This is a genomic window from Streptomyces sp. YIM S03343 (assembly GCF_054729195.1).
The window spans coordinates 5,410,898-5,435,637 of sequence record NZ_JBPUKX010000001.1 but is presented as its reverse complement, the minus strand read 5'-3'; the positions used below and the strand labels follow the sequence as shown (position 1 = coordinate 5,435,637).

Here is a 24,740-nt window from a genome sequence, read left to right as displayed (position 1 = left end):
CGTCATGCCCCGAGAGGCGCCGTACCTCGAAGTCGCCGACGCGCTGTGCGCACGGGTCCTCGCGGGAGAGTGGGAAGCCGGAACGCGTCTGCCATCCCGGGCCCAGCTCGCGGAGGAGTACGGCGTCGGCCGCAATGTCACCCAGCGGGCCATGGACCGGCTGATCGTCGAGGGGCTGCTCGAAGGACGGGCGGGATCGGGCACGTACGTGCGGAAGCCGCGGGAGCGCATGCGCATGGTCCGCTCACGTCACCGGGAACGCCGGGGCGGCTCCCCCTTCCGGGCCGACATGAAGGAACGTGGCCGGAACGGCACTTGGGAGTCACACAGTCAGGCCCGTGTCCCGGCCCCGCAGGACATCGCCGAGCGGCTCGCCATCAGCCCGGGTGAGCTCTGCGTGACCACACGCTACGAGTTCCTCGCCGACGGGCAGCCCGTCCAGCTGTCGCAGTCCTGGGAGCCGATGGCCCTCACGGACGGAACTCCGGTCGTACTGCCGGAAATGGGCCCCCTGGCAGGTGCCGGGGTCGTCGAGCGGATGCGCTCCATCGGCGTACGGATCGACAGCGCGGTCGAGGTGCCACGGCCTTCCCGCGCCGACCAGGCGCAGGCGAATCTCCTGGGCATCAACGTGGGCGACCTGGTGCTGCAGATCGAAAGGACGTACTACGACACGGACGGGCGGCCCGTCGAAACGGCGGACATCACCATCCCGGACGTGCGCTGGGAAGTGGCCTACGAATTCCCCGTCGACGAGACTTCTTGAAGCGAACCGAGAAGCAGACCGAGAAGCAGACCGACCCGGTGAAAGGAGCCCGGTCCACCATGACCACGCGCCTGGCAGATGCAGGCACGCCCCCACTTCCCCCGATGTCCACGATCGGTGAACTCCGAGCCGCCCTCAGGACAGGCTACGGCTTCTCCGGTGATGCGGACCGCTTCGAGGCAGAGTTGGCCCTCGCGATCGATCACGCCGACCCCGCCGATCTCAGCTGCGTCGTCCGTCTCGTCGAGGAGTTCCGCGGCCGGGTCATCGCCCGGCAGGATCCCGGTTTCGACACTGCCGTCGCCATTGCCGTCGCCGAGATCCGCGCCGTACGACGGGCGGCCTCATGAAGAGGAACGTCGACCTCTCCACCGCCGTATGGGCCAAGAGCGAACTGAGCAACGGCGGCGACAACTGTCTGGAGGTCGCCTTCGTGGACGGCGTCGTCGCACTCCGCGACTCCAACGACACCGGTGCGCCCGATGCCCAGGTGCTCGTCATATCCGAGGACGACTACCGCGCCTTCACCGGGGGCATCGAGCGCGGGCAGCGCAACCTGCTGCTGCCCTGAGGCCGGTAGAACGACGGCCCGGAGGAGGGCACGCCCCCGGGCCGTCGCAGCATCCGCCCCCGCGTCAGGACAGCCGAACCGCCCCCGCCGACGGCACCGCCTCGAAGACCCGCGGGATCTTGTACCCGGCCGCCGTGAACGCCTCCTCGACCGCCTTCGTGATCACCGGGACGTCCGCCTCCTCCGCGAGGACGATCGCCGAGCCGCCGAAGCCGCCGCCGGTCATGCGGGCGCCGAGGGCGCCGGAGGCCAGGGCGGTGTCGACCACCAGGTCGAGTTCGGGGCAGGAGATGCGGAAGTCGTCGCGGAGGGAGGCGTGGCCCTCGATCAGGACGGGGCCGATGGCTCGGGTGCCGCCCGACTCCAGCAGGGCTACGACGCGCTCCACCCGCTCGTCCTCCGTCACCACGTGGCGGACCAGGCGGCGTACCTCCTCGTCGTCGCCCAGGCGGGACAGGGCGGCGTCCAGGTCGTCGTACGGTACGTCCCGCAGCGCGTTGACGCCCAGCAGCGCCGCGCCCTTCTCGCAGCCCGCCCGGCGCTTGCCGTACTCGCCGTTGCTGTGGGCATGTTTGACCTGGGTGTCGACCACCAGCAGGCGCATTCCCTCCGCCGCCAGGTCGAAGGGGATCTGCTTCTGGGAGAGGTCCCTGGTGTCGAGGAACAGGGCGTGGCCTGCCGAGCAGCATGCCGACGCGGTCTGGTCCATGATGCCGGTCGGGGCGCCCACATAGACGTTCTCCGCCCGCTGGCACACACGGGCCAGCTCCCAGCGCTTCAGGCCCAGGGAGTAGAGGTCGTTCAGAGCCAGGGCCACCACCACCTCCAGCGCCGCCGAGGAGGAGAGGCCCGCGCCTGTCGGGACCGTTGAGGACAGGTGGATGTCCGCGCCCGTCACGGCATGGCCGGCCTCCCGCAATGCCCAGACCACGCCCGACGGGTACGCCGTCCACTCCGAGTCCTCGCCGGGGGTCAGGGCGTCCACACGGAGTTCCGCCACGCTGCCTTCCACGTCGGAGGAGTGGAGGCGGAGGAGGCCGTCCGTGCGGCGGGAGACGGCCGCCGTCGTCACATGCGGCAGGGCGAACGGCATGACGAAGCCGTCGTTGTAGTCGGTGTGTTCACCGATCAGGTTGACCCGGCCCGGCGCCGCCCAGACGCCCTCCGGCTCGGCCCCGTACAGCTCGGCGAAGCGGTCGCGCACCTGCTGTGCTGCCCCCATCACTGCACCCATCACTGCTCCCTTGCGATGTTCTGCGCGAACTCCCAGGCGTCCGCGACGATTCCCGCGAGGTCCGCGCGGGACGGGTGCCAGCCGAGGCGCTCGCGGGCGGTCTCGGCGGAGGCGACCAGGGCGGCGGGGTCCCCGCCCCGGCGGGGCGCCACGACCTCGGGGATCGGGTGCCCGGTGACGGCACGCACGGTCTCGACGACCTCACGGACCGAGAAGCCGTTGCCGTTGCCCAGGTTGCAGATCAGGTGCTCGCCGGAGGTGGCGGCCTTCAGGGCGAGCAGATGGGCCTCGGCGAGGTCGGCGACGTGGATGTAGTCGCGGATGCAGGTGCCGTCCGGGGTCGGGTAGTCGTCACCGAAGACGGAGATCGCCTCGCGGCGGCCCTGCGCGACCTGGAGGACCAGCGGGATGAGGTGCGACTCGGGGTTGTGGCGTTCGCCGTACGCGCCGTAGGCACCGGCCACGTTGAAGTACCGAAGGGAGACCGCGCCGAGGCCGTGGGCCGCGGCCTCGCCGGTGATCATGTGGTCGACGGCCAGCTTGGTGGCGCCGTAGGGGTTGGTGGGCTTGGTGGGGGCGCTCTCCATGATCGGGACCTGCTCGGGCTCGCCGTAGGTCGCCGCCGTGGAGGAGAACACCAGGGTGCGCACGCCCGCTTCGCGCATCGCGCCGAGCAGCGCCATGGTGCCGCCGACGTTGTTCTCCCAGTACTTCTCCGGCTTCACCACCGACTCCCCGACCTGGGAGAACGCGGCGAAGTGCAGCACGCCGTCGTAGGAGTCGTCGAGCCACTTGCCGGCGTCGCGGATGTCGCCCTCGATGAAGGCGGCACCGGAGGGCACGCCCTCGCGGAAGCCGGTGGAGAGGTTGTCGAGGACGGTGACCTCGTGGCCCGCCTCCAGCAGATGCTGGGCCACGACACTGCCGACATACCCGGCGCCACCGGTGACCAGGTACTTACCGCTCATTGCTCGCTACCTCTCGCAGTCGCTCGGCCGCGTGTTCCGGCGGCACGTCGTTGATGAACACGTTCATGCCGGACTCGGAACCCGCGAGAAACTTCAGCTTGCCGGAAGTGCGGCGGATGGTGAAAAGCTCGAGGTGGAGCGCGAAGTCGTCCCTGGTCACACCGTCGAACTCGGCCAGCATCCCGAACGGGGCCTGATGCCAGGCCGCGATGTAGGGCGTGGGCGGCTCACCTTCGCCGAAGATCCGGTCGAAGCGCCTCAAGAGTTCCAGATAGACCTTGGGGAATTCTGTGCGGGCCGCCTCGTCCAGGGCGAGCAGATCGGGGACGCGGCGCTTGGGGTGGAGGTGCACCTCGTACGGCCAGTGCGCGGCGTACGGCACGAAGGCCACCCAGTGCTCACTCTCCAGCACGAGCCGTTCACCGGCGAGTTCCCGTGCCAGGACGGCGTCGAAGAGGTTCTCCCCGCCGGTCGCCTCCTTGTGCGACGCGAGCGACCTCAGCATCAGTGCGGTACGGGGGGTGGTGAAGGGGTAGGCGTAGATCTGGCCGTGGGGGTGACCGAGCGTCACACCGATCTCCGCGCCGCGGTTCTCGAAACAGAACACCTGCTCCACGGAGGAGAATTGGGACAGCTCGCACGTCCGGTCCGTCCAGGCGTCCAGGACCAGCCGGGCCTGCTCCTCCGTGAGATCGGCGAAGGACGCGTCGTGGTCGGAGGTGAAGCAGACGACCTCGCAGCGGCCGGAGTCACCGGCGAGCGAGGGGAAGCGGTTCTCGAACACGACCACGTCGTACGACGAGTCGGGAATCTCGCTGAGGCGGTCGCCCTGGGTGGGGCACAGCGGGCACTCGTCGGCCGGCGGGTGGTAGATGCGGCCCTGGCGGTGCGAGGCGACGGCCACCGAGTCGCCGAGCAGTTCGTCACGACGGATCTCGGAGGTCGTGACGGTCCGCTCCAGCGGCCTGCGGTCGACCGCGTCCCGGACGGTGTCGTCCCGCAGGTCGAAGTAGATCAGCTCACGACCGTCGGCAAGCCGGGTCGACGTCTTCTTCACAGCCGGACTCCTCATCGCCCGCTCAGATCAGCGCTACGCATCCAACATAACCCAACAAACCAAAACACAGCCCTCCTCAGGCGTCAACATCCACCGTGGTCATCATCACAATCCAACAAAGTCCATCAACAAAAGTGTTCATTTATTGAACGCAAGCGTAGGTTCCTGAGCCGGATCTGTTCACGCAACGAAGCGAGTGCACATGCAACCCCCCACACCCGCCGTTCAGTTGGCGGTGGAGCTACGGCTCCCCACCAACTGGCTCGACTACACGATCATGGCGATCTACTTCGTCGTCGTGCTGGGCATCGGCCTCGCCGCCCGCAAGTCGGTGAAGACCAGCCTCGACTTCTTCCTCTCGGGCCGCTCACTGCCCGCCTGGATCACCGGTCTGGCGTTCATCTCGGCCAACCTGGCCGCCACCGAGATCCTCGGCATGGCCGCCAACAGCGCCCAGTACGGTGCCTACACCGTCCACTGGTACTGGATCGGCGCCATCCCCGCCATGGTCTTCCTCGGCCTGGTGATGATGCCCTTCTACTACAGCAGCAAGGTCCGCTCGGTACCCGAGATGCTGCTGCTGCGCTTCGACAAGTGGGCGCATCTGCTCAGTTCCGTGCTGTTTGCCTTCGCCGCCATCCTGATCGCGGGCGTGAACCTCTACGCCCTCGCCATCGTCGTCGAGGCGCTGCTCGGCTGGCCCCAGTGGGTGGCCATCGTGGTGGCGGGGTTCTTCGTGCTCGCGTACATCACCCTCGGCGGTCTGTCCTCCGCGATCTACAACGAGGTGCTCCAGTTCTTCGTGATCCTGGCGGCCCTCATCCCGATCTCCGTGCTCGGCCTGAAGAAGGTCGGCGGCTGGGGCGGTCTGACCGACACGCTGACCAAGCAGCACGGCGGTGACTTCGTCTCGGCGTGGGGCGGCACCGGCATCGGCAGCGCCAACCCGCTCGGCGCGAACTGGCTGACCATCGTGCTCGGCCTCGGCTTCGTGCTGTCCTTCGGCTACTGGACGACCAACTTCGCCGAGGTGCAGCGCGCCCTGTCCGCGAAGAACCTCTCCGCCGCCCAGCGCACCCCGCTGATCGCCGCCTACCCGAAGATCTTCATCGTCTTCCTGGTGATGATCCCGGGTCTGGTCGCCGCCGCCCTGGTCCCCAACATCGGCACCTCCGGCTCCGGGCTCCAGTACAACGACGCGATCCCCTATCTGATGCAGGAGCTGCTGCCCAACGGCGTGCTCGGCATCGCGGTGACCGGTCTTCTGGCGGCGTTCATGGCCGGCATGGCCGCCAACGTGTCGTCGTTCAACACGGTGTTCACCACCGACATCTGGGCGAAGTACGTGGTCATCGGCCGCGAGGACGAGTACTACGTGCGCTTCGGCCGCATCATCACGGCGGTCGGCGTGATGGCCTCGATCGGCACCGCCTTCCTGGCATCGTCGTTCTCGAACATCATGAGCTACCTCCAGACGCTGTTCTCCTTCTTCAACGTGCCGATGTTCGTGGTGTTCATCGTCGGCATGTTCTGGAAGCGCGCCTCGGCGAAGTCCGGCTTCTGGGGTCTGCTCACCGGCACGGTGACGGCAATGGTGAACTACTTCGTGCTCTACAAGCACGACATCATCTCCATCCCCACCGACCAGGGCGCCAACTTCGTGTCCGCGATCGCCGGCTTCGTCGCCGGTGGTGTGGTCATGGTGGTCGTGTCCCTGTTCACCGCACCCAAGCCCGACGAGGAGCTCCAGGGCCTGGTCTACGGAACCCGCTCCCCCGGCATGTCGGAGGCACCCGCCGCCGGCGACGACGCCTGGTACCGCCGTCCCGCCCTGCTGGGCTGGGGCGCCGTGATCATCGCCGCCGCCTGCTACATCCCGTTCTCGTTCTGACCGGGGAAGGATTGAGAAACCATGACTGACTCTTCGAGCTCTTCCGACCCTTCCGGCTCTTCCGGGTTCTCGCACTACTCCGACAAGGACGTCCAGCGCGAGGTCACCGACCTCGAGGGCAAATCGGCGACCGCGGCGCGGATCTTCGACCTGCGCCGGATCATCGGCGGACTGTTCGTGCTGTACGGGATCATCGTCACGATCACCGGTATCACCGACGACCAGGCGGCGATCGACAAGGCCCAGGGCGTCAACATCAACCTGTGGACCGGCATCGGGATGCTGCTGCTGGGGGTGTTCTTCCTCGCCTGGCTGAAGCTGCGGCCGACCCCGTCGCCGGTGCCGGAGCCTCCGGCGGATGACGAACCCTCTGTCTGAGGGCGTGGCGCGTCGTGCCACACCATGCCGTTGCTCGGCTGCGGCGGCGTCGTGGCTGGTCGCGCAGTTCCCCGCGCCCCTGAAGAGCGCCCCTGACGGGGCCGCCCTTCAGGGGCGCGCGGCATGCAGAAGGGGCGCGCAGTGTGCGGAAGCCCGGCCGCTCAGTGCCCGCCCGTGTCCGGCAGCGGGCCCGCGCGGTCCAGTAGGCCGGTGCGGGCGGCGAGGGCTGCGGCTTCCAGGCGGGAGCCCACGCCCAGTTTCATCAGGACCCGCTGCACATGGGTACGGGCCGTGCTCGGGGCGATGCCCATGCCGGCCGCGATCAGCCGGGTGTCCTCGCCGTCGGCCACCCTCACCAGGACCTCGACCTCTCTCGGGGTGAGCATCTGGAGCAGCCGCTGGCCCTCGTCGTCGGGCTGGGCGGCGGGGTTGAGGAGTTCCGCGAAGGCGCCCTGGAGCAGTTGAGGTGCGACGGCGGCCTCACCGGCGCGCGCCTTCATGATGGCCCGCTCCACTCCCTCGATGCGCTCGTCGTGCCGTACATAGCCGGAGGCGCCCGCGGCGAACGCGGCGGCGATACCGCGCGGTGACGGCACCGGGCCCAGCACCAGCACCGCGACCTGCGGACGCTCCCGTTTGATCCGTACCACCGGGTCGAAGACGCCCGGCTCGGCCGGAGCGGCCGTCCCCAGCAGGCACACCTCGGGGGCGCGTGTGATCACCAGCTCCGCTGCGCCCGCGGCCGGCGCCGCCGCGGCGAGCACCCGGTGCCCGCGCAGCTTCAGCGCCGAGGCCAGCGCCTCGGCGAGCAGTCGGTGATCGTCGACCACCATGAGCCGCACTCCCATGCGGAAACCCCCCAGTCCCCCAGCGGACGCCCCACTATGGCCGCCCGCTGTCCACCAGGACAGAGGACCCCCCGGCACCTCGCCCCTCATGCCCCCGGAAGCTACACGCTTGTTCGACGTCGCGCTGCCCCTACTGATGAGAAGTGCCCCGGATCGACGGAATTCCTGGCATTCGCGGGCGATGAGCGGTACGCGCAGGCCCCGCCCCTGAGCAGGGATGCGACAGGGATGCGACAGGGACGGGGCCGGTGGGCGGGACGCGGTCAGTCTCCGGTGCCGAAGGCGATCGCCAGGTACTCCTTGCTGCTGTACGAGGACGACGACTTGTGCCCGTACACCGCCGACATGTACAGCCGGCCCTTGCCGTAGAGGAGCTCCGCGAACTCGGGGAGCATCGCGGTCTCCGCGTCGCGCACCGACTCCGTCGCCGGGTTCTCCAGCAGGACGGTCTGCTTGAAGGTGCTCCCGTCGACGCTGACGACCTGGCCGCCCTTGTCGTACGGCGGCCGCTTGTACGCCAGCAGGTTGGTGCCGTCCACGCGCAGCGGGGAGATGTTGTAGCCGTCGCCCGCGTCGGCGCGCTGGCCGGTCTGCTTGCCGGTGGCGAGGTCGAAGGCGACGATCTCGTTGGTCTTGCTGTACTGGCCGCTGCCGTCGTGCTCCTCGGTCGGCACGTACAGCTTGTCGTTGCCGACGGCGAGTTCCTTGCACTCCTCGATACGGGTGATGCCGTCGCAGCGGGCCGCGTACTTGGCGCCCGGCGCGGAGATGTGGGCGCGCAGGGTGCCGGTCTTGTTGTCGATGGAGAAGAAGTCCGAGATGCCGCTGCCGTCACCGGCACTGTCGCCGACGTCGGCGGCCACCACCAGCGGGTCGGCGGAGACCACGCTGGCGTACTCGATGCCCTGCGTCATCTTGTACTCGGCGATCACCTTGCCGGACTTCGGGTCGATGTTCTGGATGTGCAGCTGACGGCTGCCGTACTCGCCGCACTTGCGCACCGCGACCAGCTTGGCGCCGCCCGCGTACCCGGCGTCGTAGCAGGTGTCGGCGGGCTTCGGGGACCACAGGGCCTTGCCGCTGGCGACGTCGAAGGCGGCGCCGCCGTAGGTGGAGCCGACCGCGACGGCACCGCCGCCGAGGGTGATGTTGCTGAAGCTGATCGGGCTGTCACCGGAGTCGACCGTCTTCGTCCACAGCTTGCTGCCGGTCTTCAGGTCGATCGCGGCGATCTGGCTGCATCCGGCGCTGGAGTTCTTCGCCGGCATCTTCGGCTGGAAGAGGACGGCGGTACGGCCCTCGGCGTCGACGTGGTCGGTGGTCTCGCACACCGGGCCGGACAGCTTGAGCGTCCACTTCTTGGTGCCCTTGGCCGGGTCGTAGCCGGTGATCTCGGCGATGCCGGTCTTGGCGTACACCGTGTCGGTCAGCCAGGAGCCCGCGGTGACGACCGTGTCGTCCGTCTCCGGCATCGGGACCTGGAAAAGCACCTTGGACTCGGTGTCCGAGGGCACCTTCTCGGAGCCTCCGGAGAGGACGCCGCCCTTGGAGTCGTTCTTGCCGGTGCCGCCGGAGCTCGCGGTGCCCTTCTTGCCAGCGGCGCCGTCGTCGTTCCGGGAGTACAAGATGCCGCCGCCGACGATCAGGGCGATCACCACGACCGCCGAGACGATGATGGCCAGCGGTGCCTTCGACTTCTTCGGACCGCCGGGCGGCAGCGGCATCCCGGGCGCGCCGGGGAACTGGGGCTGCGTCGGGTAGCCATAGCCGTAGCCAGGGCCCGGCTGGGGCGCGTAAGGGTTCTGCGGGGCGGTGGCGTACGGGTTCGGCTGCGGCTGCGGCTGCGGCTGCTGGCCCGGGTAGCCGTAGCCGGGCTGCGGCGGGGCCGGGGGTGACTGCGGGAAGCCGTAGCCGGGCGGAGGGGTGGGGCCGGCCGGGGGCGCCTGGGGGTAGCCGTAGCCGGGTGGGGGCGGCGGGCCCTGCGGCGCGGCCTGCGGCGGGCCGAAGCCGCCCTGCGGGGGCTGCGGAGGCTGGCTCGGCGGCTGGTTGGGGGGCTGGTTCGGGGGCTGCGGAGGCTGGTTCGGCGGCTGGTTCGGCGGCGGCGGGGGCGGCTGGGTCATGACGTGGGTACCTCAGAGGACGGCGGCGGGGACGGCGGCGGAAACGGCGGTGACGGCGCGGGGGTGCCGTGGGCAGGGGTGCCCGGGGGCGGGCTCACTTGCCGAAGGCGAGCATGAGCTTCTCCTTCGCGTCGTCGTTGCCGGTCAGCCGGGTGGTGGAGATGTAGAAGCGGCCGTCGGCCCAGGCCACGTCCCGCGAGAAGAAGCCGCTCTCGATGGTCGCGGTGCCGGACGGGTTCTGGAGCAGCTTCGACGGGGTGTGGCCGGTGCCCGCGGTCGGGATCGACACGACCTGGCCGCCGGCGTCGTAGGACGGCCCGACGTACGCGATCAGCTGTCCGCCCTCGGTGCGGAGCGGGATCATCGACTCGTCGGCCGGGGACTTCACCCGCCATTTCTCCTTGCCGGTGGAGAGGTTGATCGCGACGATCTCGTTGGCGCCGGTGGTCGCCTCGGTGGGCAGATAGAGGGTGTCCGCGTCGGCGGCCGCGCCCTGGCAGCCCTGGAGGTTGCGTTCGAGGACGGCCCAGCCGCACTGGGGGGCGAAGTCCTCGTCGAAGCCGACCTCGGAGCGGAAGGAGCCGTTGGCGTCGAACGTGGAGATGTTCCACGCCTTCTTGTCCTCGTTGGTCATATAGACGACCAGCGGGTCGACGGAGTACGCCCGCGCGACCTTCCAGCCCTTCTTCACCTTCTGCGTCCACTTGACCGCGCCGGTCGCGGGGTCGAGTTCCTGGATCTCGTCGTGCTCGTTCGCGGTGGTCGCGGCGCAGGACGCCACCGAGATCAGCCGGGAGCCGCCCGCGAAGGCGGTCGGGAAGCAGGCGGCGCCGTACTTCTTCTTCTCGAACAGCTTCTTTCCGTTGCCGATGTCGTAGGCCACGCCGGACTGCGAGCGGCCCACCATCAAGGTCTTGCCGGTGAGGGTCAGTTCGACGGTGATGACGCTGTCGAAGAGCGCGCCGTCGGGGACCTGCGCCGACCAGCCCTTCTGTCCGGTGTCCAGGTCGATCTGCTGGAGCTGGTTGCACTTGGCGCGGGTGCTGGTGCCGCTCTCGTAAGCGACGACGACCTTGCCGTCGGAGGACTGCTCGCCGGTGACCGCGCAGATCTTCTGGGGGAAGGTGAGGGTGCTCCAGGCGGGGTCGCCACTGCCGACCCTGTAGCCGAAGACCTGCTTGTACGCGGCCTTCACCGCCGTCTTCCCGGTGATCCACATGCCGGGGGCGTCCGCGCCGGAACCGGGCGCGTCCGGCGCCGACTTGTACCAGAGCACCTTCGCCTCGCCGGGTTTCCGACCGGCGTTGAGGTCCTCGGGGTCGGCTGCGCCGGTGCCGTCACCGCTGCCGTCGCCGGGGTTCACCGCGTCGTCGGTGGCGGCCGTCCCGCCGCTGTCGGTGGGCGCGGCGACGGGGTGGCCGCCTCCGCCGTCACCGGATGCGGCGGCGAGCGCGTACACCGTGCCGCCGATCACGACCAGCGCGGCGACCGCGGCGGCGACGATCAGCGCGGGCTTCCTCCTGAACGGGCCGCGCGGGCCGCCGGTGCCGGGGCCCTGCGCGCCCAGCGGCATCGTGGCCGGGCCGCCCGGGTACGAGGGCGGCTGCGGGTAGCCGTAGCCGGGCTGCGGCGGCCCGTAGGGGCCGGGCTGCGGGGCGTACGGGCCCGGTTGCGGGGCGTACGGGCCCGGTTGCGGGGCGTACGAGCCTGGTTGGGGGGCAGCGCCGTACGGGCCCGGCTGCTGGTTGTAGGGTCCCGGCTGGGCGTACGGCCCCTGCGGTGCGGGCGAGTTGTAGAACCCGGGCTGCTGGGGGGAGCCGTAGCCGGGCTGCGGGCCTGCGGGGGGCATCTGCGGGGGCGGCGGGGTCTGGGGCGGGCCTTGTGGAGCCGGCGCGGTCTGTGGCGCCCCGAAGACCCCTGCGCCGCCGCCCGATTGCTGCTGCCCGCCTTGCTGCCCGTCCTGCGGCTGCCCTTCCGCCGGTTCCTGCGGCTCCTGCGGCTCCTGCGGCGCTCCGAAACCGCCCTGCTGCGGCGGCTGGTTGGGCGGCTGCGTCATCAGCGCGTTCCCCCTCATCCACTGATTTCTAGCCACGCCCCGAGGTTCGTGATGGACCCAAGGTCGTTCTCAGTAAGTTCTCAGACAGCTCTTTGTATCACCCGCCACCGACAGCACGACGGGCCGTGACCGCCCCTGTTCCCAAGGGAGGACCGGCCCGTGATGCCCTTGTTACGCGCCTTCACGCCCCCGGTACACGGCGCGCACGCCGTACCCGCCGACCGCCGGAGCCTCCCGGCGAGGGCTTACGCGTCCTCGGCGAGTTCCAGCCAGCGCAGCTCCAGCTCGTCCCGCTCACCGGCCAACTCGCGCAGCTCGGTGTCGAGTTCCGCCACCTTGGCGAAGTCGGTGGCGTTGTCGGCGATCTGAGCGTGCAGCTTGGTCTCCTTCTCGGAGATGCGGTCCAGCTGCCGCTCGATGCGCTGGAGTTCCTTCTTGGCGGCGCGGGCGTCCGCGGCGCTCTTCTCCGCCGCGGGCCGGACGGGCGCAGGCGCGGAGGCAGCCACCGCCGCCTCCATACGGGCCCGGCGCTCCAGGTACTCGTCGATGCCACGCGGCAGCATCCGCAGGGTGGCGTCGCCGAGGAGGGCGTAGACCTTGTCGGTGGTGCGCTCGACGAAGAACCGGTCGTGGGAGATGACGATCATCGAGCCGGGCCAGCCGTCGAGGACGTCCTCGAGCTGGGTGAGGGTCTCGATGTCGAGGTCGTTGGTGGGCTCGTCGAGGAAGAGCACATTGGGCTCGTCCATGAGCAGCCGCAGCAGTTGCAGGCGACGGCGCTCACCGCCGGAGAGGTCGCTGACGGGCGTCCACTGCTTCTCCTTGGAGAAGCCGAACGTCTCGCAGAGCTGCCCGGCGGTCAGTTCGCGCCCCTTACCGAGGTCGACGCGCTCCCGTACCTGCTGCACGGCCTCCAGGACCCGCCAGTCGGGGTCGAGTTCGGCGACCTCCTGGGAGAGGTAGGCGAGCTTGACCGTCCGCCCCACGGCGACCCGGCCGCCCACCGGCTGCACCTCGCCCTCGCTGCGCGCGGCGTCCGCCATGGCCCGCAGGAGGGAGGTCTTGCCCGCGCCGTTGACGCCGACGAGGCCGATGCGGTCGCCGGGGCCGAGCTGCCAGGTGATGTGCTTGAGCAGCACCTTGGGCCCGGCCTGGACGGTGACGTCCTCCAGGTCGAAGACGGTCTTCCCGAGCCGCGAGGACGCGAACTTCATCAGCTCGGAGCTGTCCCGCGGCTCCGGCACGTCCTTGATCAGCTCGTTGGCGGCCTCGACGCGGAAGCGTGGCTTGGAGGTGCGGGCGGGCGCCCCGCGCCGCAGCCACGCCAGCTCCTTGCGGACCAGGTTCTGCCGCTTGACCTCCTCGGTGGCGGCGATGCGCTCGCGTTCGGCGCGGGCGAAGACGTAGTCGGAGTAGCCGCCCTCGTACTCGTACACCGCACCCTTCTGCACGTCCCACATGCGGGTGCAGACCTGGTCGAGGAACCAGCGGTCGTGGGTCACGCACACCAGCGCCGAGCGGCGGTCCCGGAGATGCCGGGCGAGCCAGGAGATGCCCTCGACGTCGAGGTGGTTGGTGGGCTCGTCGAGGACGATCAGGTCCTGCTCCTCGATGAGCAGCTTGGCGAGCGCGATCCGGCGTCGCTCACCGCCGGACAGCGGCCCGATGACGGTGTCGAGCCCCTTCGGGAACCCCGGCAGGTCGAGCCCGCCGAACAGCCCGGTGAGCACGTCCCGGACCTTGGCGTTCCCGGCCCACTCGTGGTCGGCCATGTCGCCGATCACCTCGTGGCGGACGGTGGCCGCGGAGTCCAGCGAGTCGTGCTGCGTCAGCACCGCGAGCCGCAGCCCCCCGGAGTGGGTGACCCGCCCGGTGTCGGCCTCCTCCAGCTTGGCCATCATCCGGATCAGCGTGGTCTTCCCGTCCCCGTTCCGCCCCACGACCCCGATCCGGTCCCCCTCGGACACGCCGAGCGACACCCCGTCGAGCAGGGCACGGGTCCCGTACACCTTGCTGACGTTCTCGACATTGACGAGGTTGACGGCCATTTCACTCCTGTGCACGGGGGTCGGTCAGCCTTCAAGGGTAGGGCCTGAGGGGGTGAGGCCGGGGTGTGAGGGTGTCGTCACCCTTTGTGATGACACGATCGGGAGAAAGATCCGAGCAGGCGGGACGGGCCAGCAGAATCAGGGCCGTGCAAGCAACCACGGACGACCTCTTCAACCTGCCGGATCTCCCGCGGCGTGCCGAGCTGATCGACGGAATCCTGGTCTTCCCCCCTCCGCAGTGCGACTTCCACAGCGTTGCGACCGACCTCCTCGTCGGCGGCCTGCGCGCCTGTCTGCCCTCTGGATTCAAGGTCAGCCGACAGATGACCATCGTCCTCGACAAGCACAACGCCCCGGAACCCGACGTGGTGGTGGTCCGCGCCGACGCGATCACCGGCTGGGACCAGATGAGCTTCCGGGGCGAGGACGTGCTCCTCGCCGTGGAGGTCGTCTCCCCGGACTCCGAATTCCGCGACCGCACGACCAAACCGCAGAAGTACGCAGCCGCTGGGATCCCTCATACGATGACCAAGGCGTACGTGCACATGGGCATGCACCGGGACCAGCTCAAGGTGGCCAAGCCCTATGACATCGCCATCGACCTGACCGCCGTCGACCACCTCTGAGACCCCCATACTCAGCCCCTCCGGCGCTTGAGGACCGGGGGTCCGGGGGCGGAGCCCCCGGGGACGGGAACGGGAAGGGGAGGCGGGGGCGAGATCAGCCCGGCCGCAGCCCGCCTCACACCACCGTCGCGCCCGCCGCCGGTGCCGGGGCGGTCCGTACCGTGCGGCAGGTGCCCGACGATCGCAGCGTCGCCGCCACCTGCTCCGCCGACTCCGCGTCCCGGGCGAGGAACGCCGTCGTCGGGCCCGAGCCGGAGACCAGGGCGGCCAGGGCGCCTGCCGTGCGGCCCGCCGCGAGGGTGTCGGCCAGCGTGGGGAAGAGGGACAGGGCGGCGGGCTGGAGGTCGTTGGTGACCGTGGCCGCCAGGGCGTCCGGGTCGCCCTTGGCCAGCGCGGCGAGGAGATCCGCCGAGGCCACCGGCTCGGGGATGTCGCGGCCCTCGGCGAGCCGGTCGAACTCACGGAACACCGCCGGGGTCGACAGCCCCCGGTCGGCCATCGCGAACACCCAGTGGAAGCCGCCGCCGACCTCCAGCACCGTCAGCTTCTCGCCCCGCCCGGTGCCCAGCGCCGCCCCGCCCACCAGGCTGAACGGCACATCGCTGCCCAGCTCGGCGCAGATGTCGAGGAGTTCGTCACGGGTTGCGCCGGTGCCCCACAGCGCGTCGCACGCCAGCAGTGCGCCCGCGCCGTCCGCGCTGCCGCCCGCCATGCCTCCGGCGACCGGGATGTCCTTGGCGATGTGGATGTGCACGTCAGCGGGGCGGCCGTAGCGGTCGGCCAGCGCGAGAGCGGCGCGCGCCGCGAGGTTGGTGCGGTCCAGCGGGACCTGGTGGGCGTCCGGGCCCGTGCAGGTGATCCGGAGTTCCTCGGCCGGGGTCACGGTGACCTCGTCGTAGAGGCCGACCGCTAGGAAGACGTTGGCCAGGTCGTGGAAGCCGTCGGCGCGCGCGGCGCCCACGGCGAGCTGGACGTTGACCTTGGCCGGAACGCGTACCGTGACGCTCACTGCTGACCGGACTCCTCGGTGTCGGCGTGCTCTTCGGTGCCTGCGTGCTCTTCGGTGCTTACGGCAGGACGTGCGGGGGCGTTCTCCGCAATACGGGCGAACTCCTCCACCGTCAGGGACTCCCCCCTGGCCTGCGGTGAGACGCCCGCGGCGACCAGCGCGGCCTCCGCCGCGGCGGAGGAACCGGCCCAGCCGGCCAGCGCCGCGCGCAGGGTCTTGCGGCGCTGCGCGAAGGCGGCGTCGACGACGGCGAAGACCTCCCGCTTCGACGCGGTCGTCTTCACCGGCTCCGCGCGCCGCACCAGCGACACCAGACCGCTGTCGACGTTCGGCGCGGGCCAGAAGACGGTGCGTCCGATGGCCCCGGCCCGCTTCACCTCGGCGTACCAGTTCGCCTTGACGGACGGGACGCCGTACACCTTCGAGCCGGGTGCCGCGGCGAGCCGGTCGGCGACCTCCGCCTGCACCATGACGAGGGTGCGCTCGATGCTCGGGAAGGTGTCGAGCATGTGCAGCAGCACGGGTACGGCGACGTTGTACGGCAGGTTCGCGACCAGCGCGGTCGGCGCGGGGCCGGGCAGTTCGGTGACGTGCATCGCGTCGGAGTGGACCAGCGCGAAGCGGTCTGCGCGGTCCGGCAGCCGTGCGGCGACGGTGGCGGGCAGCGCGGCGGCGAGGACGTCGTCGATCTCGACGGCGGTGACCCGGCCGGCGGTCTCCAGCAGCGCCAGGGTGAGCGAGCCGAGCCCGGGGCCGACCTCGACGACCACGTCGTCCGGCCGCACGTCGGCGGTGCGCACGATCCGGCGGACGGTGTTGGCGTCGATCACGAAGTTCTGGCCGCGCTGCTTCGTCGGCCGTACGCCAAGGGCTGCCGCGAGTTCACGGACGTCGGCGGGGCCCAGCAGGGCGTCGGGGGCGGGGCTGCTGCTCACGGGACAAGGGTACGGGGCCGCCGGACGGGTCCCGCCGGGAACGGGGCGACGGCGGTCTGCGAGGGTGGTCTCAGTAGCCGAAGGCGCGGGCGGTGTTCGCCGCGAGTGCCGTCGCGAGGGTGTCCTCGTCGATGCCGCGTACGGCGGCCATGGCCCGCACGGTGACCGGCACGAGATACGGCGCGTTGGGCCGCCCCCGGTAGGGCATCGGCGTCAGGAAGGGCGCGTCGGTCTCCACCAGGACCAACTCCAGCGGGGCCACGGCCAGGGCGTCGCGCAGATCCTGGGCATTCTTGAAGGTCACGTTGCCCGCGAAGGACATGAACCATCCGGCGCGGGCGCAGATCTCCGCCATCTCGGCGTCGCCGGAGTAGCAGTGGAAGACGGTCCGCTCGGGGGCGCCCTCCTCCTTGAGCACGCGCAGCACGTCGGTGTGGGCGTCGCGGTCGTGGATGACCAGGGTCTTGCCGTGCCGTTTGGCGATCTCGATGTGGGCGCGGAAGGAGCGTTCCTGGGCCGCCATGCCCTCCGGGCCGGTGCGGAAGAAGTCGAGGCCGGTCTCGCCGACGCCCTTCACGTGGGGCAGCCCGGCCAGCCGGTCGATCTCGGCGAGCGCCGCGTCGAGTCCGGCATCGCCGCCTGGTGCGCGTGTGCCCTGCCGGGACCAGCCGTCGGGGTCTCCGTGCACGATGCGGGGGGCCTCGTTCGGGTGCAGGGCGACGGCGGCATGGACGCTGTCGTACGCCGCCGCCGTCTCGGCCGCCCACCGGGAGCCGTTGATGTCGCAGCCGACCTGGACGACCGTCGTCACCCCCACCGACGCGGCCTTCGCCAGGGCCTCGTCGACAGTGCCGGACTGCATGTCGAGGTGGGTGTGGGAGTCGGCGACCGGCACCCTCAGCGGCTCCGGCAGCGGCGGCGCCGCGTTCCTGTCGGCCGTGGCCGTGGCCGTGGCCGTGGGCGTGGCCTTGGCCTTGGCCTTGGCCTTGGCCTTTACGGAGCCTGCGGCATTCGGGTCGGTCGAAGACATGCCCCGATCCTACGGAAGCGGCTCCCGCGGCCGGGGCATGCCCTCCTCCGACCGCGCTCAGCCGACGCAGCGCCGCCTCAGCCCACGCTGCGGTGGAAGGGGTGCAGAAGATCGGACAGGTGCCAGTGGTGGTGCGGCTGGTGCTGCTGGTCGTTCGCCTCCTCCGACGGCTGCCGCGTCTCCGCACGCCGCAGATGGCTCTGCACCGACGACACCTGGCCCGCCGCCATGATCCGCACAAGGTGCCCGTCGCACTTGGCGCAGGTGGGCCTGCTCAGCGGCGACGGCACGATCCGGCCGTCGGCCACGTACAGGACGAAGACGGTGCCGTCCGCGTCCGTGTGCTGCTCGATCTCGTACGACTGCTCCCAGCCGTGTCCGCACCGCATACAGGCGAAGGAATAGGACTCGTGAACAACGGTTGCTGCCGCGCCGTGGAGGTCGGTCTGCCCTGCGATCTCACTCACTGCCAGCTCCTCTTGTCCGCCGGACAAGCGCCCCGGCAACGGGGATTCCCCCCGGAATCCCGGTGGGGGCGAGGGACGGGGACGTCCCACATTCCAGTGGACGCCGCCCAGGGCCCGAATGCACCCGTCCTGTCGACTGTTGGAGCCGTTTTGGGCTTTCCTTGCCGAATTCACCCGACCGCGCCGCCGCATTTTGCCTGCGCGACAGCCCGCTTTGCCGCCGCATGGAGCGCGCGCTCAGCCGAGAAGCATCGCGCTCATACGACACAAAACCCCAGGTAGGAGGCGCACGCGCCCCACACCCGCCCCCGCGCGACACACCCGGGAGACACTCACCCCCGCCGCGCGCCCCCACCCGCGCCACCCGCGCCGCCCACGCCGCCCTCGGCGTGCTTCGCCGCCACCACCGCGTCGAACACCTCCCGCTTCGGCAGCCCCGCCGCCGCGGCGACCGCGGCGATCGCCTCCTTGCGCCGCTCCCCCGCCTCCTCCCGCACCCTCACCCGCCGCACCAGCTCGGCCGCGTCCAGTGGCTCGGCGGGCCGGTCCGGGGCACCTTCGACGACGACGGTGATCTCGCCGCGCACCCCCTGGGCGGCCCACTGCGCGAGCTCCCCCAGCGGACCTCGCCGGACCTCCTCGTAGGTCTTGGTCAGCTCGCGGCAGACGGCGGCCCGCCGCTCGGTGCCGAAGACCTCGGCCATCGCGGCGAGGGTGTCGTCGAGGCGGTGCGGGGCCTCGAAGAAGACGAGAGTGCGCCGCTCGTCCGCGGCCTCGCGCAGCCGGGAGAGCCGTTCGCCCGCCTTGCGCGGCAGGAACCCCTCGAAGCAGAACCGGTCGACGGGCAGCCCGGACAGCGCGAGCGCGGTGAGGACGGCGGACGGTCCCGGCACCGCCGTGACCCGTATGTCCCGCTCGACGGCCGCGGCCACCAGCCGGAACCCGGGGTCCGACACCGACGGCATGCCCGCGTCGGTGACGAGCAGCACCCGCGCCCCGCCGGCCAGTTCCTCCACCAGCTCGGGCGTACGGGCGGCCTCGTTGCCCTCGAAGTACGACACCACGCGCCCCTTGGGCGTCACACCCAGGGCCTGGGTGAGCCGGCGCAGCCGCCGGGTGTCCTCGGCGGCGACGACGTCGGCGGCGGCGAGTTCCTCGGCGAGCCGGGGAGGCGCGTCGGCGATGTCGCCGATGGGGGTGCCGGCAAGGACCAGGGTTCCGGGAGCACCGGGAGCAACTGTCACGTATCCATCCTCGCAGGGCCCGGCAGGGCAAGAACGAGACCGAACAAGACCGAATGCATCCGTACCGTTACGGCACATGCACGGGACTCGCACAGCCGCTTTCCCTACGATGGCGCGCGTGACCAGTACCGCGTCCTCCACGGACACCCGGCAGGGCCAGGCACCGCACGACCAGCGTCCGTCGTGGCCGCAGCGGCTGCGCCGCTTCGGCTACACCCCGAGGCCGGTCGTGGACGTCCGCGACCGGCTGGTGCCGCCGTACGCGGAACCCGGCGCGCGCATGTGGCAGGTGCTGGGGGTGCCCCCCACCCTCGCCGACCGCATCGTGCGCTGGTCGGGCTGGGGCGGGCCGCTGCTGGTGACGCTCCTGGCGGGCGTCATGCGGTTCTGGCATCTGGGCAGCCCCAAGGCGGTGATATTCGACGAGACGTACTACGCGAAGGACGCGTGGGCGCTGGTCCACCGCGGTTTCGAGGTCAACTGGGACAAGAACGCCAACGACCTGATCATCCAGTCGAACGGCCATGTGAAGATCCCGCTGGACGCGGCGTACGTGGTGCATCCGCCGGTCGGGAAGTACGTCATCGGCCTCGGCGAGCTGATGTTCGGGTTCAATCCGTTCGGCTGGCGGTTCATGACCGCCCTGCTCGGCACGCTGTCCGTGCTGATGCTGTGCCGGATCGGCCGCCGGCTGTTCCGCTCCACCTTCCTCGGCTGCCTCGCGGGCACGCTGCTGGCGGTGGACGGGCTGTCGTTCGTGATGAGCCGCACCTCGCTGCTGGACGGGGTGCTGACGTTCTTCGTGCTGGCGGCGTTCGGCTGTCTGCTGATCGACCGCGACCGGGCGCGCGCGAGACTGGCCGCGGCGCTCCCGGCGGACTCGGACGGCCGGATTCGCCCCGACGCGCACATCGCGGAGACGCTGAAGCTGGGCTGGCGGCCGTGGCGCTGGACGGCGGGCGTGCTGCTGGGGCTCGCCATCGGCACCAAGTGGAACGGCCTGTACTTCCTGGCCGCGTTCTGCGTGATGGCTGTGTTGTGGGACGCCGCCTCGCGCAGGGTCGCGGGCGCCCCGTCCGCGTTCGCGGCGGCCCTGCGGCGCGACACCGGCATCACCTTCCTGGCCACGGTCCCGGTCGCGATCGCCGTCTACCTCGCCTCCTGGATCGGCTGGATCCTGTCCCCGGCCGACGGCAGCGGCGGCTACTTCCGCAACTGGGCGGCCACCGCGGGCAAGGGCGGCTTCTTCAGCTTCCTGCCGGACTGGCTGCGCAGCCTGTGGCACTACGAGCACGAGGTCTACAAGTTCCATGTGGGCCTGTCGTCGCCGCACACCTACCAGTCGAACCCGTGGAGCTGGATCGTCGACGGCCGCCCGGTCTCGTACTACTACGTGTCCCCCTCGCCCGGCGTGGACGGCTGCCCGTCGAACGCGGGCGCCAAGTGCGCGCGCGAGGTGCTGGCGCTCGGCACCCCGCTGCTGTGGTGGGCGGCGTGCGTGGCGCTGGTGTACGTGCTGTGGCGCTGGGCGTTCCGCCGCGACTGGCGCGCGGGCGCGATCGCCTGCGCGGTGGCGGCCGGCTATCTGCCCTGGTTCATGTACCAGGAGCGCACGATCTTCTTCTTCTACGCGGTCGTGTTCACGCCATTCTTGTGCCTGGCTGTGGCGATGCTGATCGGCGCGATCATCGGTCCGCCCGGCTCCGGCGAGACCCGCCGGGTGGTGGGCGCCGTGGGTTCGGGCGTGCTGGTGCTGCTGATCGCGTGGAACTTCATCTACTTCTGGCCGCTCTACACCGGTCTGTCCATCCCGATCGAGCAGTGGCGTTCACGGATGTGGCTGGACACCTGGATCTGAGGCGCCCCGATTCCGTCTTCTGATCTCCGTTCGGCCAACAAACGTCATCCTGCAACACAGGCAACCCTCATCCGGCCTACAGTTCACTGGACCGATCAGGAGGGGAACGGCCATGCGCAAGGGGGTCAAGGCCGCTGTCGTGGGCGGGGTGTTCGTCGCGCTGGTGGGCGGGGCGGGGTACGGGGCGCTGAACATCGTGTCCGCGCTGAACAATTCCGCCACGGGCGGGGCGGCGCCGGAGCGGACCGGGCCGCCGACGGGCGACGAGGTCAAGGACACCACCGCCGCGTTCTTCGCCGCCTGGCAGAAGGGGGACGCGCACCAGGCGGCGTCGTACACCAACTACCCGGTGGCGGCGGAGAGTCTGCTCGCGGCCTACGGCGGGACCGCGCACATCACCGATGTGCGGATCACCCCGGGCACGGCGAGCGGCAGCGTCGTGCCGTTCTCCGTGAAGGCAACGGTGTCGTACCAGGGCAGGACCCAGCCCCTCGGCTACAGCAGCAAGCTGACGGTCGTACGGGGCGAGAGCACGCACCGGCCGCTCGTCGACTGGCAGCCCTCGGTCGTCCACCCGAAGCTGCACACGGGCGACACCCTGGTGACCGGCGAGTCGGAGGCGCCGCCGATCGAGGCGGTGGACCGCGACGGCAAGGTGCTGACGCAGGAGAAGTACCCGTCCCTCGGGCCGATCCTGGACGGACTGCGCCAGAAGTACGGTGACCAGGCCGGCGGTTCGCCCGCCGTGGAGCTGAGCATCAAGCACGCCGCAGCCACCACCGCCGACACCCCGCTGCTGACCCTCGCCAAGGGGAAGGCGGGCAGGCTGCGCACCACGCTGAGCGCGGCCGCCCAGGCGGCGGCGGAGACCGCGGTCACCAAGTTCGCCGAGTCGTCCGTGGTCGCCGTCAAGCCGAGCACCGGCGAGGTGCTGGCCATCGCCAACCACCGCAACGACGGCTGGAACGCGGCCTTCCTGGGGCGGCTCGCCCCCGGCTCCACCATGAAGATCATCAGCGCGGCCACCCTCATCGACAACCGCCTCACGAGCGCAAACGGCCCCGCGCCCTGCCCTGACCAGGCCGTCTGGCAGAGCGAGACCTTCCACAACCTCGACGGCATGAAGGCCGACGAGCACGCCACCCTGTCGGACAGCTTCTCCCGTTCCTGCAACACGGCGTTCGTGAAGTACGCGGACTCGGTGCAGGTGGACTCGCTGACCAAGGAGGCCGAGGACCGCTTCGGACTCGGCCGGGACAACTGGAAGGTCGGCATCCCCTCCTTCGACGGCTCGGTCCCCGCCTCCGGCGGCCCGAACACCGCGGCCAACATGATCGGCCAGGGCCAGGTGCAGCTCAGCCCGCTGAACCTCGCCTCGGTGACGGCGACCGCCATGACGGGCACCTTCCGCCAGCCGGTCCTGGTGCCGGCCAAGCTGGACCACCGCTCGCTGGCGACGGCGAAGGGGCTGTCCGCGTCGACCGTGGCGCAGCTGCGCGCGATGATGAACCGCACCGCCGTCAGCGGCACCGCGGCCCGCGCGATGGCCGGGCTCGGCGGCAGCGTCGGCGCGAAGACCGGCTCCGCCGAGGTCGACGGGCAGGAGAGGTCCAACAGCTGGTTCACCGGCTACCGCAACGACGTGTCGGCGGCGGCCATGACCCAGGAGGGCGGCCACGGCGGCGACGCGGCGGGCCCGATCGTGGCGGCGGTGCTGCGGGCGGCGGGCTGAGGACGACGATTCGAGGACGGGGGACGGGGGGCGGGGCTGAGGACGTCCGCAGTCCCGGCCGGCGCCGACCCCGGCCCGGCCCCTGTGTGGCCGACATCACCTGTGACGCACGGCCACAGATCGGGACTCTAGTGTGGTCGTCGTCGTTGAGAACGATGTGGGGCGGGGGCCCGGGGAAGGCGCGGAGGATCGGGAGCAGTGGGCACGAGGGGCAAGAGACGACGGACCGTGGAGCGGCGGGCACCGAAACCCGCCGTGCTGGCCGGAATGGCCGTGACGGTCCTCGCGGGCGCCGGTTTCGGCGTGTACGCGATCTACGGCGGTGGGGCGGCCGCCGACGAGAACGGCCGCGCGGCCGACCACAAGGCGGTCAAGACCGGACCGCTGTCCGCCACCGAGGTACAGACCGCCGCGCAGACGTTTCTGACGGCCTGGCAGTCCGGCAGCGTCACCCGGGCAGCCGCCGCCACCGACGACTCGGCCGCCGCCGCGAAGCTGCTCACCGGCTACACCAAGGACGCCCGCATCAAGGACGTCACCCTCACCCCCGGCACCCGCACCGGCGCCAAGGTCCCCTTCGCCGTGAAGGCCACCGTGTCCTACAAGGGCGTCAGCAAGCCGCTCGCCTACCACTGCGCGCTGACCGTCGTACGGCGCGCGGCGGACGGCAAGCCGCTGGTCGACTGGCACGCCTCCGTCGTCCACCCGGATCTGAAGGACGGCGACACTCTGGTCACCGGCGAGTCCGGCACCCCGCCGATCACGGCGTACGACCGTGCCGGCGGCGAGCTCACCGCCGCCAGGTACCCGTCGCTGGGCACCGTCCTGGACGGGCTGCGCGAGAAGTACGGCAAGACGGCCGGCGGCAAGGCGGGCGTCGAGCTGCGCGTGGTGCGCGGCAAGGAGTCCGAGAAGGCCAAGCTGTCCGACAAGACGCTCGTCGAACTGAGCAAGGGCACCCCGGGCTCGGTGAGGACGACGCTGAGTCCGAGCCTCCAGGCCGCCGCCGAGAAGCAGGTGGCCAAGCGCGAGCGGGCGTCGGTCGTGGTGCTGCGCCCGTCGACCGGCGAGATCCTCGCGGTGGCGAACGCCTCGCACGGCTTCAACACCGCGTTCCAGGGCTCGCTCGCCCCCGGCTCCACGATGAAGATCATCACCTCGTCGCTGCTGATCGAGAAGGACCTGGCGTCGGCGGACAAGAAGCACCCCTGCCCCAAGACGTTCAAGTACGGCGGCTGGACCTTCCACAACGACGACGACTTCGAGATCAAGGGCGGCACCTTCAAGGCGAGCTTCGCCCGCTCCTGCAACACCGCCTTCATCAGCCAGGCCGGGAAGCTGGACAACGACTCCCTGACCAAGCAGGCCCAGCAGGTCTTCGGGCTGGGCATGGACAACTGGGCGATCGGTGTGCCGTCGACGGACGGCTCGGTGCCGGTGCAGTCGGCGGCGCAGAAGGCGGCGGCGCTGATCGGGCAGGGCGCGGTCCGGATGAACCCGCTGAACATGGCGTCGGTCGCCGCGACGGTGAAGTCGGGCACCTTCCACCAGCCCTATCTGGTCTCCCCGAGCGTCGACCACCGCACGCTGGCGACCGCTTCACGCACCATGTCCGCGGGCACGCTGTCGCAGCTGCGCGAGATGATGCAGTACACGGCCGCGTACGGCACGGCCGCCGAGGCGATGGTCGGTCTCGGCCCGGACTACGGCGCGAAGACCGGCTCGGCGGAGGTCGACGGGCAGAAGAAGCCGAACGGGTGGTTCACGGCGTACAAGGGCGACCTCGCGGCTGCGGGCGTGGTCCAGGCGGGCGGCCACGGCGTCGACACGGCGGGGCCGATCGTGGCCGCGCTGCTCAAGCAGGGCAGCTGACAGACCTGACAGACCTGACAGACGTGCGCG

At 70.7% G+C, this 24,740-nt stretch carries 21 protein-coding genes; 9 read left to right on the top strand and 12 right to left on the bottom strand.

Features of this window, described 5'->3' with window-relative positions; all coding sequences use genetic code 11:
• The first annotated feature begins 4 nt into the window (after positions 1–4).
• The 3 genes from ACSYGN_RS23805 to ACSYGN_RS23795 are packed head-to-tail and all read left to right on the top strand — an operon-like array spanning position 5 to position 1,337.
• The gene (locus tag ACSYGN_RS23805) at positions 5–766 is read left to right on the top strand and encodes a GntR family transcriptional regulator (RefSeq protein WP_460398839.1); all 762 of its coding nucleotides are present in this window, start codon (positions 5–7) and stop codon (positions 764–766) included.
• A gap of 59 nt (positions 767–825) precedes the next feature.
• The gene (locus ACSYGN_RS23800; RefSeq protein WP_460398837.1) at positions 826–1,116 is read left to right on the top strand and encodes a hypothetical protein; all 291 of its coding nucleotides are present in this window, start codon (positions 826–828) and stop codon (positions 1,114–1,116) included.
• Positions 1,113–1,337 (top strand): DUF397 domain-containing protein, encoded by a 225-nt coding sequence (locus tag ACSYGN_RS23795; RefSeq protein ID WP_460398835.1) that lies wholly within the window; start codon positions 1,113–1,115, stop codon positions 1,335–1,337. Before ACSYGN_RS23800 ends, ACSYGN_RS23795 begins: the two co-directional genes overlap by 4 nt.
• A gap of 64 nt (positions 1,338–1,401) precedes the next feature.
• On the opposite strand, the gene galK is transcribed toward ACSYGN_RS23795, so the two are convergent.
• Genes galK through galT form a run of 3 tightly spaced genes read right to left on the bottom strand, consistent with a single transcriptional unit; the run spans position 1,402 to position 4,596 of the window.
• The gene (gene galK, locus ACSYGN_RS23790) at positions 1,402–2,571 is read right to left on the bottom strand and encodes a galactokinase (protein WP_460398833.1); all 1,170 of its coding nucleotides are present in this window, start codon (positions 2,569–2,571) and stop codon (positions 1,402–1,404) included.
• Entirely contained in the window at positions 2,571–3,539 is a 969-nt protein-coding gene (gene galE / locus ACSYGN_RS23785) for a UDP-glucose 4-epimerase GalE (protein WP_460398831.1), read from the bottom strand. The genes galK and galE overlap by 1 nt, the downstream gene beginning before the upstream one ends.
• Positions 3,529–4,596 (bottom strand): galactose-1-phosphate uridylyltransferase, encoded by a 1,068-nt coding sequence (galT, locus tag ACSYGN_RS23780; protein ID WP_460398829.1) that lies wholly within the window; start codon positions 4,594–4,596, stop codon positions 3,529–3,531. Before galT ends, galE begins: the two co-directional genes overlap by 11 nt.
• 202 nt (positions 4,597–4,798) lie before the next feature.
• On the opposite strand from galT, the gene ACSYGN_RS23775 reads away from it, so the two are divergent.
• Together ACSYGN_RS23775 and ACSYGN_RS23770 are read left to right on the top strand one after the other, a co-directional pair.
• Positions 4,799–6,487 carry a sodium:solute symporter family protein gene (locus ACSYGN_RS23775; protein WP_460398827.1) on the top strand — a complete coding sequence of 563 codons (1,689 nt, stop codon included), beginning with the start codon at positions 4,799–4,801 and terminating at the stop codon, positions 6,485–6,487.
• A 21-nt stretch (positions 6,488–6,508) separates the two neighbouring features.
• Positions 6,509–6,865 (top strand): hypothetical protein, encoded by a 357-nt coding sequence (locus ACSYGN_RS23770; protein WP_460398825.1) that lies wholly within the window; start codon positions 6,509–6,511, stop codon positions 6,863–6,865.
• Between the two features lie 161 nt (positions 6,866–7,026).
• On the opposite strand, the gene ACSYGN_RS23765 is transcribed toward ACSYGN_RS23770, so the two are convergent.
• The 4 genes from ACSYGN_RS23765 to ACSYGN_RS23750 form a co-directional block, all read right to left on the bottom strand.
• A complete protein-coding gene (locus ACSYGN_RS23765; RefSeq protein ID WP_460398823.1) occupies positions 7,027–7,713 on the bottom strand; it encodes a helix-turn-helix transcriptional regulator in 687 nt (228 codons plus the stop codon).
• A 263-nt stretch (positions 7,714–7,976) separates the two neighbouring features.
• Positions 7,977–9,833, bottom strand: a complete 1,857-nt coding sequence (locus ACSYGN_RS23760; protein WP_460398821.1) for an outer membrane protein assembly factor BamB family protein — start codon at positions 9,831–9,833, stop codon at positions 7,977–7,979.
• Between the two features lie 94 nt (positions 9,834–9,927).
• Complete coding sequence (locus ACSYGN_RS23755; protein WP_460398819.1) at positions 9,928–11,889, bottom strand: outer membrane protein assembly factor BamB family protein; 1,962 nt, start codon at positions 11,887–11,889, stop codon at positions 9,928–9,930.
• Between the two features lie 245 nt (positions 11,890–12,134).
• On the bottom strand, positions 12,135–13,937 hold the full coding sequence (locus ACSYGN_RS23750; RefSeq protein ID WP_460398817.1) for an ABC-F family ATP-binding cassette domain-containing protein: 1,803 nt from the start codon (positions 13,935–13,937) through the stop codon (positions 12,135–12,137).
• Between the two features lie 146 nt (positions 13,938–14,083).
• On the opposite strand from ACSYGN_RS23750, the gene ACSYGN_RS23745 reads away from it, so the two are divergent.
• Positions 14,084–14,563, top strand: a complete 480-nt coding sequence (locus tag ACSYGN_RS23745) for a Uma2 family endonuclease (RefSeq protein WP_460398815.1) — start codon at positions 14,084–14,086, stop codon at positions 14,561–14,563.
• A gap of 115 nt (positions 14,564–14,678) precedes the next feature.
• Here the strand turns inward: ACSYGN_RS23745 and ACSYGN_RS23740 are convergent, their stop codons facing one another.
• From ACSYGN_RS23740 to rsmI, 5 genes are all read right to left on the bottom strand, one after another.
• Positions 14,679–15,572, bottom strand: coding sequence for a 4-(cytidine 5'-diphospho)-2-C-methyl-D-erythritol kinase (locus ACSYGN_RS23740; protein ID WP_460398813.1), 894 nt, complete (start codon positions 15,570–15,572; stop codon positions 14,679–14,681).
• Positions 15,569–16,507, bottom strand: coding sequence for a 16S rRNA (adenine(1518)-N(6)/adenine(1519)-N(6))-dimethyltransferase RsmA (gene rsmA, locus ACSYGN_RS23735; protein WP_460398811.1), 939 nt, complete (start codon positions 16,505–16,507; stop codon positions 15,569–15,571). The genes ACSYGN_RS23740 and rsmA overlap by 4 nt, the downstream gene beginning before the upstream one ends.
• Before the next feature lie 70 nt (positions 16,508–16,577).
• Positions 16,578–17,537: a TatD family hydrolase gene (locus ACSYGN_RS23730; RefSeq protein WP_460398809.1), complete on the bottom strand. Its 960-nt coding sequence runs from the start codon at positions 17,535–17,537 to the stop codon at positions 16,578–16,580.
• 77 nt (positions 17,538–17,614) lie between these two features.
• Entirely contained in the window at positions 17,615–18,004 is a 390-nt protein-coding gene (locus ACSYGN_RS23725; RefSeq protein ID WP_460398807.1) for a hypothetical protein, read from the bottom strand.
• Between the two features lie 332 nt (positions 18,005–18,336).
• Complete coding sequence (gene rsmI, locus ACSYGN_RS23720) at positions 18,337–19,248, bottom strand: 16S rRNA (cytidine(1402)-2'-O)-methyltransferase (protein ID WP_460398805.1); 912 nt, start codon at positions 19,246–19,248, stop codon at positions 18,337–18,339.
• Positions 19,249–19,366: 118 nt separating this feature from the next.
• On the opposite strand from rsmI, the gene ACSYGN_RS23715 reads away from it, so the two are divergent.
• The 3 genes from ACSYGN_RS23715 (at position 19,367) to ACSYGN_RS23705 (ending at position 24,710) form a co-directional block, all read left to right on the top strand.
• Positions 19,367–21,106, top strand: a complete 1,740-nt coding sequence (locus tag ACSYGN_RS23715) for a dolichyl-phosphate-mannose--protein mannosyltransferase (protein WP_460398803.1) — start codon at positions 19,367–19,369, stop codon at positions 21,104–21,106.
• 112 nt (positions 21,107–21,218) lie between these two features.
• Positions 21,219–22,838, top strand: a complete 1,620-nt coding sequence (locus ACSYGN_RS23710) for a penicillin-binding transpeptidase domain-containing protein (RefSeq protein ID WP_460398801.1) — start codon at positions 21,219–21,221, stop codon at positions 22,836–22,838.
• A 267-nt stretch (positions 22,839–23,105) separates the two neighbouring features.
• Positions 23,106–24,710, top strand: coding sequence for a penicillin-binding transpeptidase domain-containing protein (locus ACSYGN_RS23705; RefSeq protein WP_460398799.1), 1,605 nt, complete (start codon positions 23,106–23,108; stop codon positions 24,708–24,710).
• The last annotated feature ends 30 nt before the right edge of the window (positions 24,711–24,740 follow it).

Coding starts and splice junctions, on each gene's coding strand:
- ACSYGN_RS23805 (WP_460398839.1), top strand. CDS start 5: ATGCCCCGAGAGGCGCCGTACCTCGAAGTCGCCGACGCGCTGTGCGCA.
- ACSYGN_RS23800 (WP_460398837.1), top strand. CDS start 826: ATGACCACGCGCCTGGCAGATGCAGGCACGCCCCCACTTCCCCCGATG.
- ACSYGN_RS23795 (WP_460398835.1), top strand. CDS start 1,113: ATGAAGAGGAACGTCGACCTCTCCACCGCCGTATGGGCCAAGAGCGAA.
- galK (WP_460398833.1), bottom strand. CDS start 2,571: ATGGGTGCAGTGATGGGGGCAGCACAGCAGGTGCGCGACCGCTTCGCC.
- galE (WP_460398831.1), bottom strand. CDS start 3,539: ATGAGCGGTAAGTACCTGGTCACCGGTGGCGCCGGGTATGTCGGCAGT.
- ACSYGN_RS23775 (WP_460398827.1), top strand. CDS start 4,799: ATGCAACCCCCCACACCCGCCGTTCAGTTGGCGGTGGAGCTACGGCTC.
- ACSYGN_RS23770 (WP_460398825.1), top strand. CDS start 6,509: ATGACTGACTCTTCGAGCTCTTCCGACCCTTCCGGCTCTTCCGGGTTC.
- ACSYGN_RS23765 (WP_460398823.1), bottom strand. CDS start 7,713: ATGGGAGTGCGGCTCATGGTGGTCGACGATCACCGACTGCTCGCCGAG.
- ACSYGN_RS23760 (WP_460398821.1), bottom strand. CDS start 9,833: ATGACCCAGCCGCCCCCGCCGCCGCCGAACCAGCCGCCGAACCAGCCT.
- ACSYGN_RS23755 (WP_460398819.1), bottom strand. CDS start 11,889: ATGACGCAGCCGCCCAACCAGCCGCCGCAGCAGGGCGGTTTCGGAGCG.
- ACSYGN_RS23750 (WP_460398817.1), bottom strand. CDS start 13,937: ATGGCCGTCAACCTCGTCAATGTCGAGAACGTCAGCAAGGTGTACGGG.
- ACSYGN_RS23730 (WP_460398809.1), bottom strand. CDS start 17,537: ATGTCTTCGACCGACCCGAATGCCGCAGGCTCCGTAAAGGCCAAGGCC.
- ACSYGN_RS23710 (WP_460398801.1), top strand. CDS start 21,219: ATGCGCAAGGGGGTCAAGGCCGCTGTCGTGGGCGGGGTGTTCGTCGCG.
- ACSYGN_RS23705 (WP_460398799.1), top strand. CDS start 23,106: ATGGCCGTGACGGTCCTCGCGGGCGCCGGTTTCGGCGTGTACGCGATC.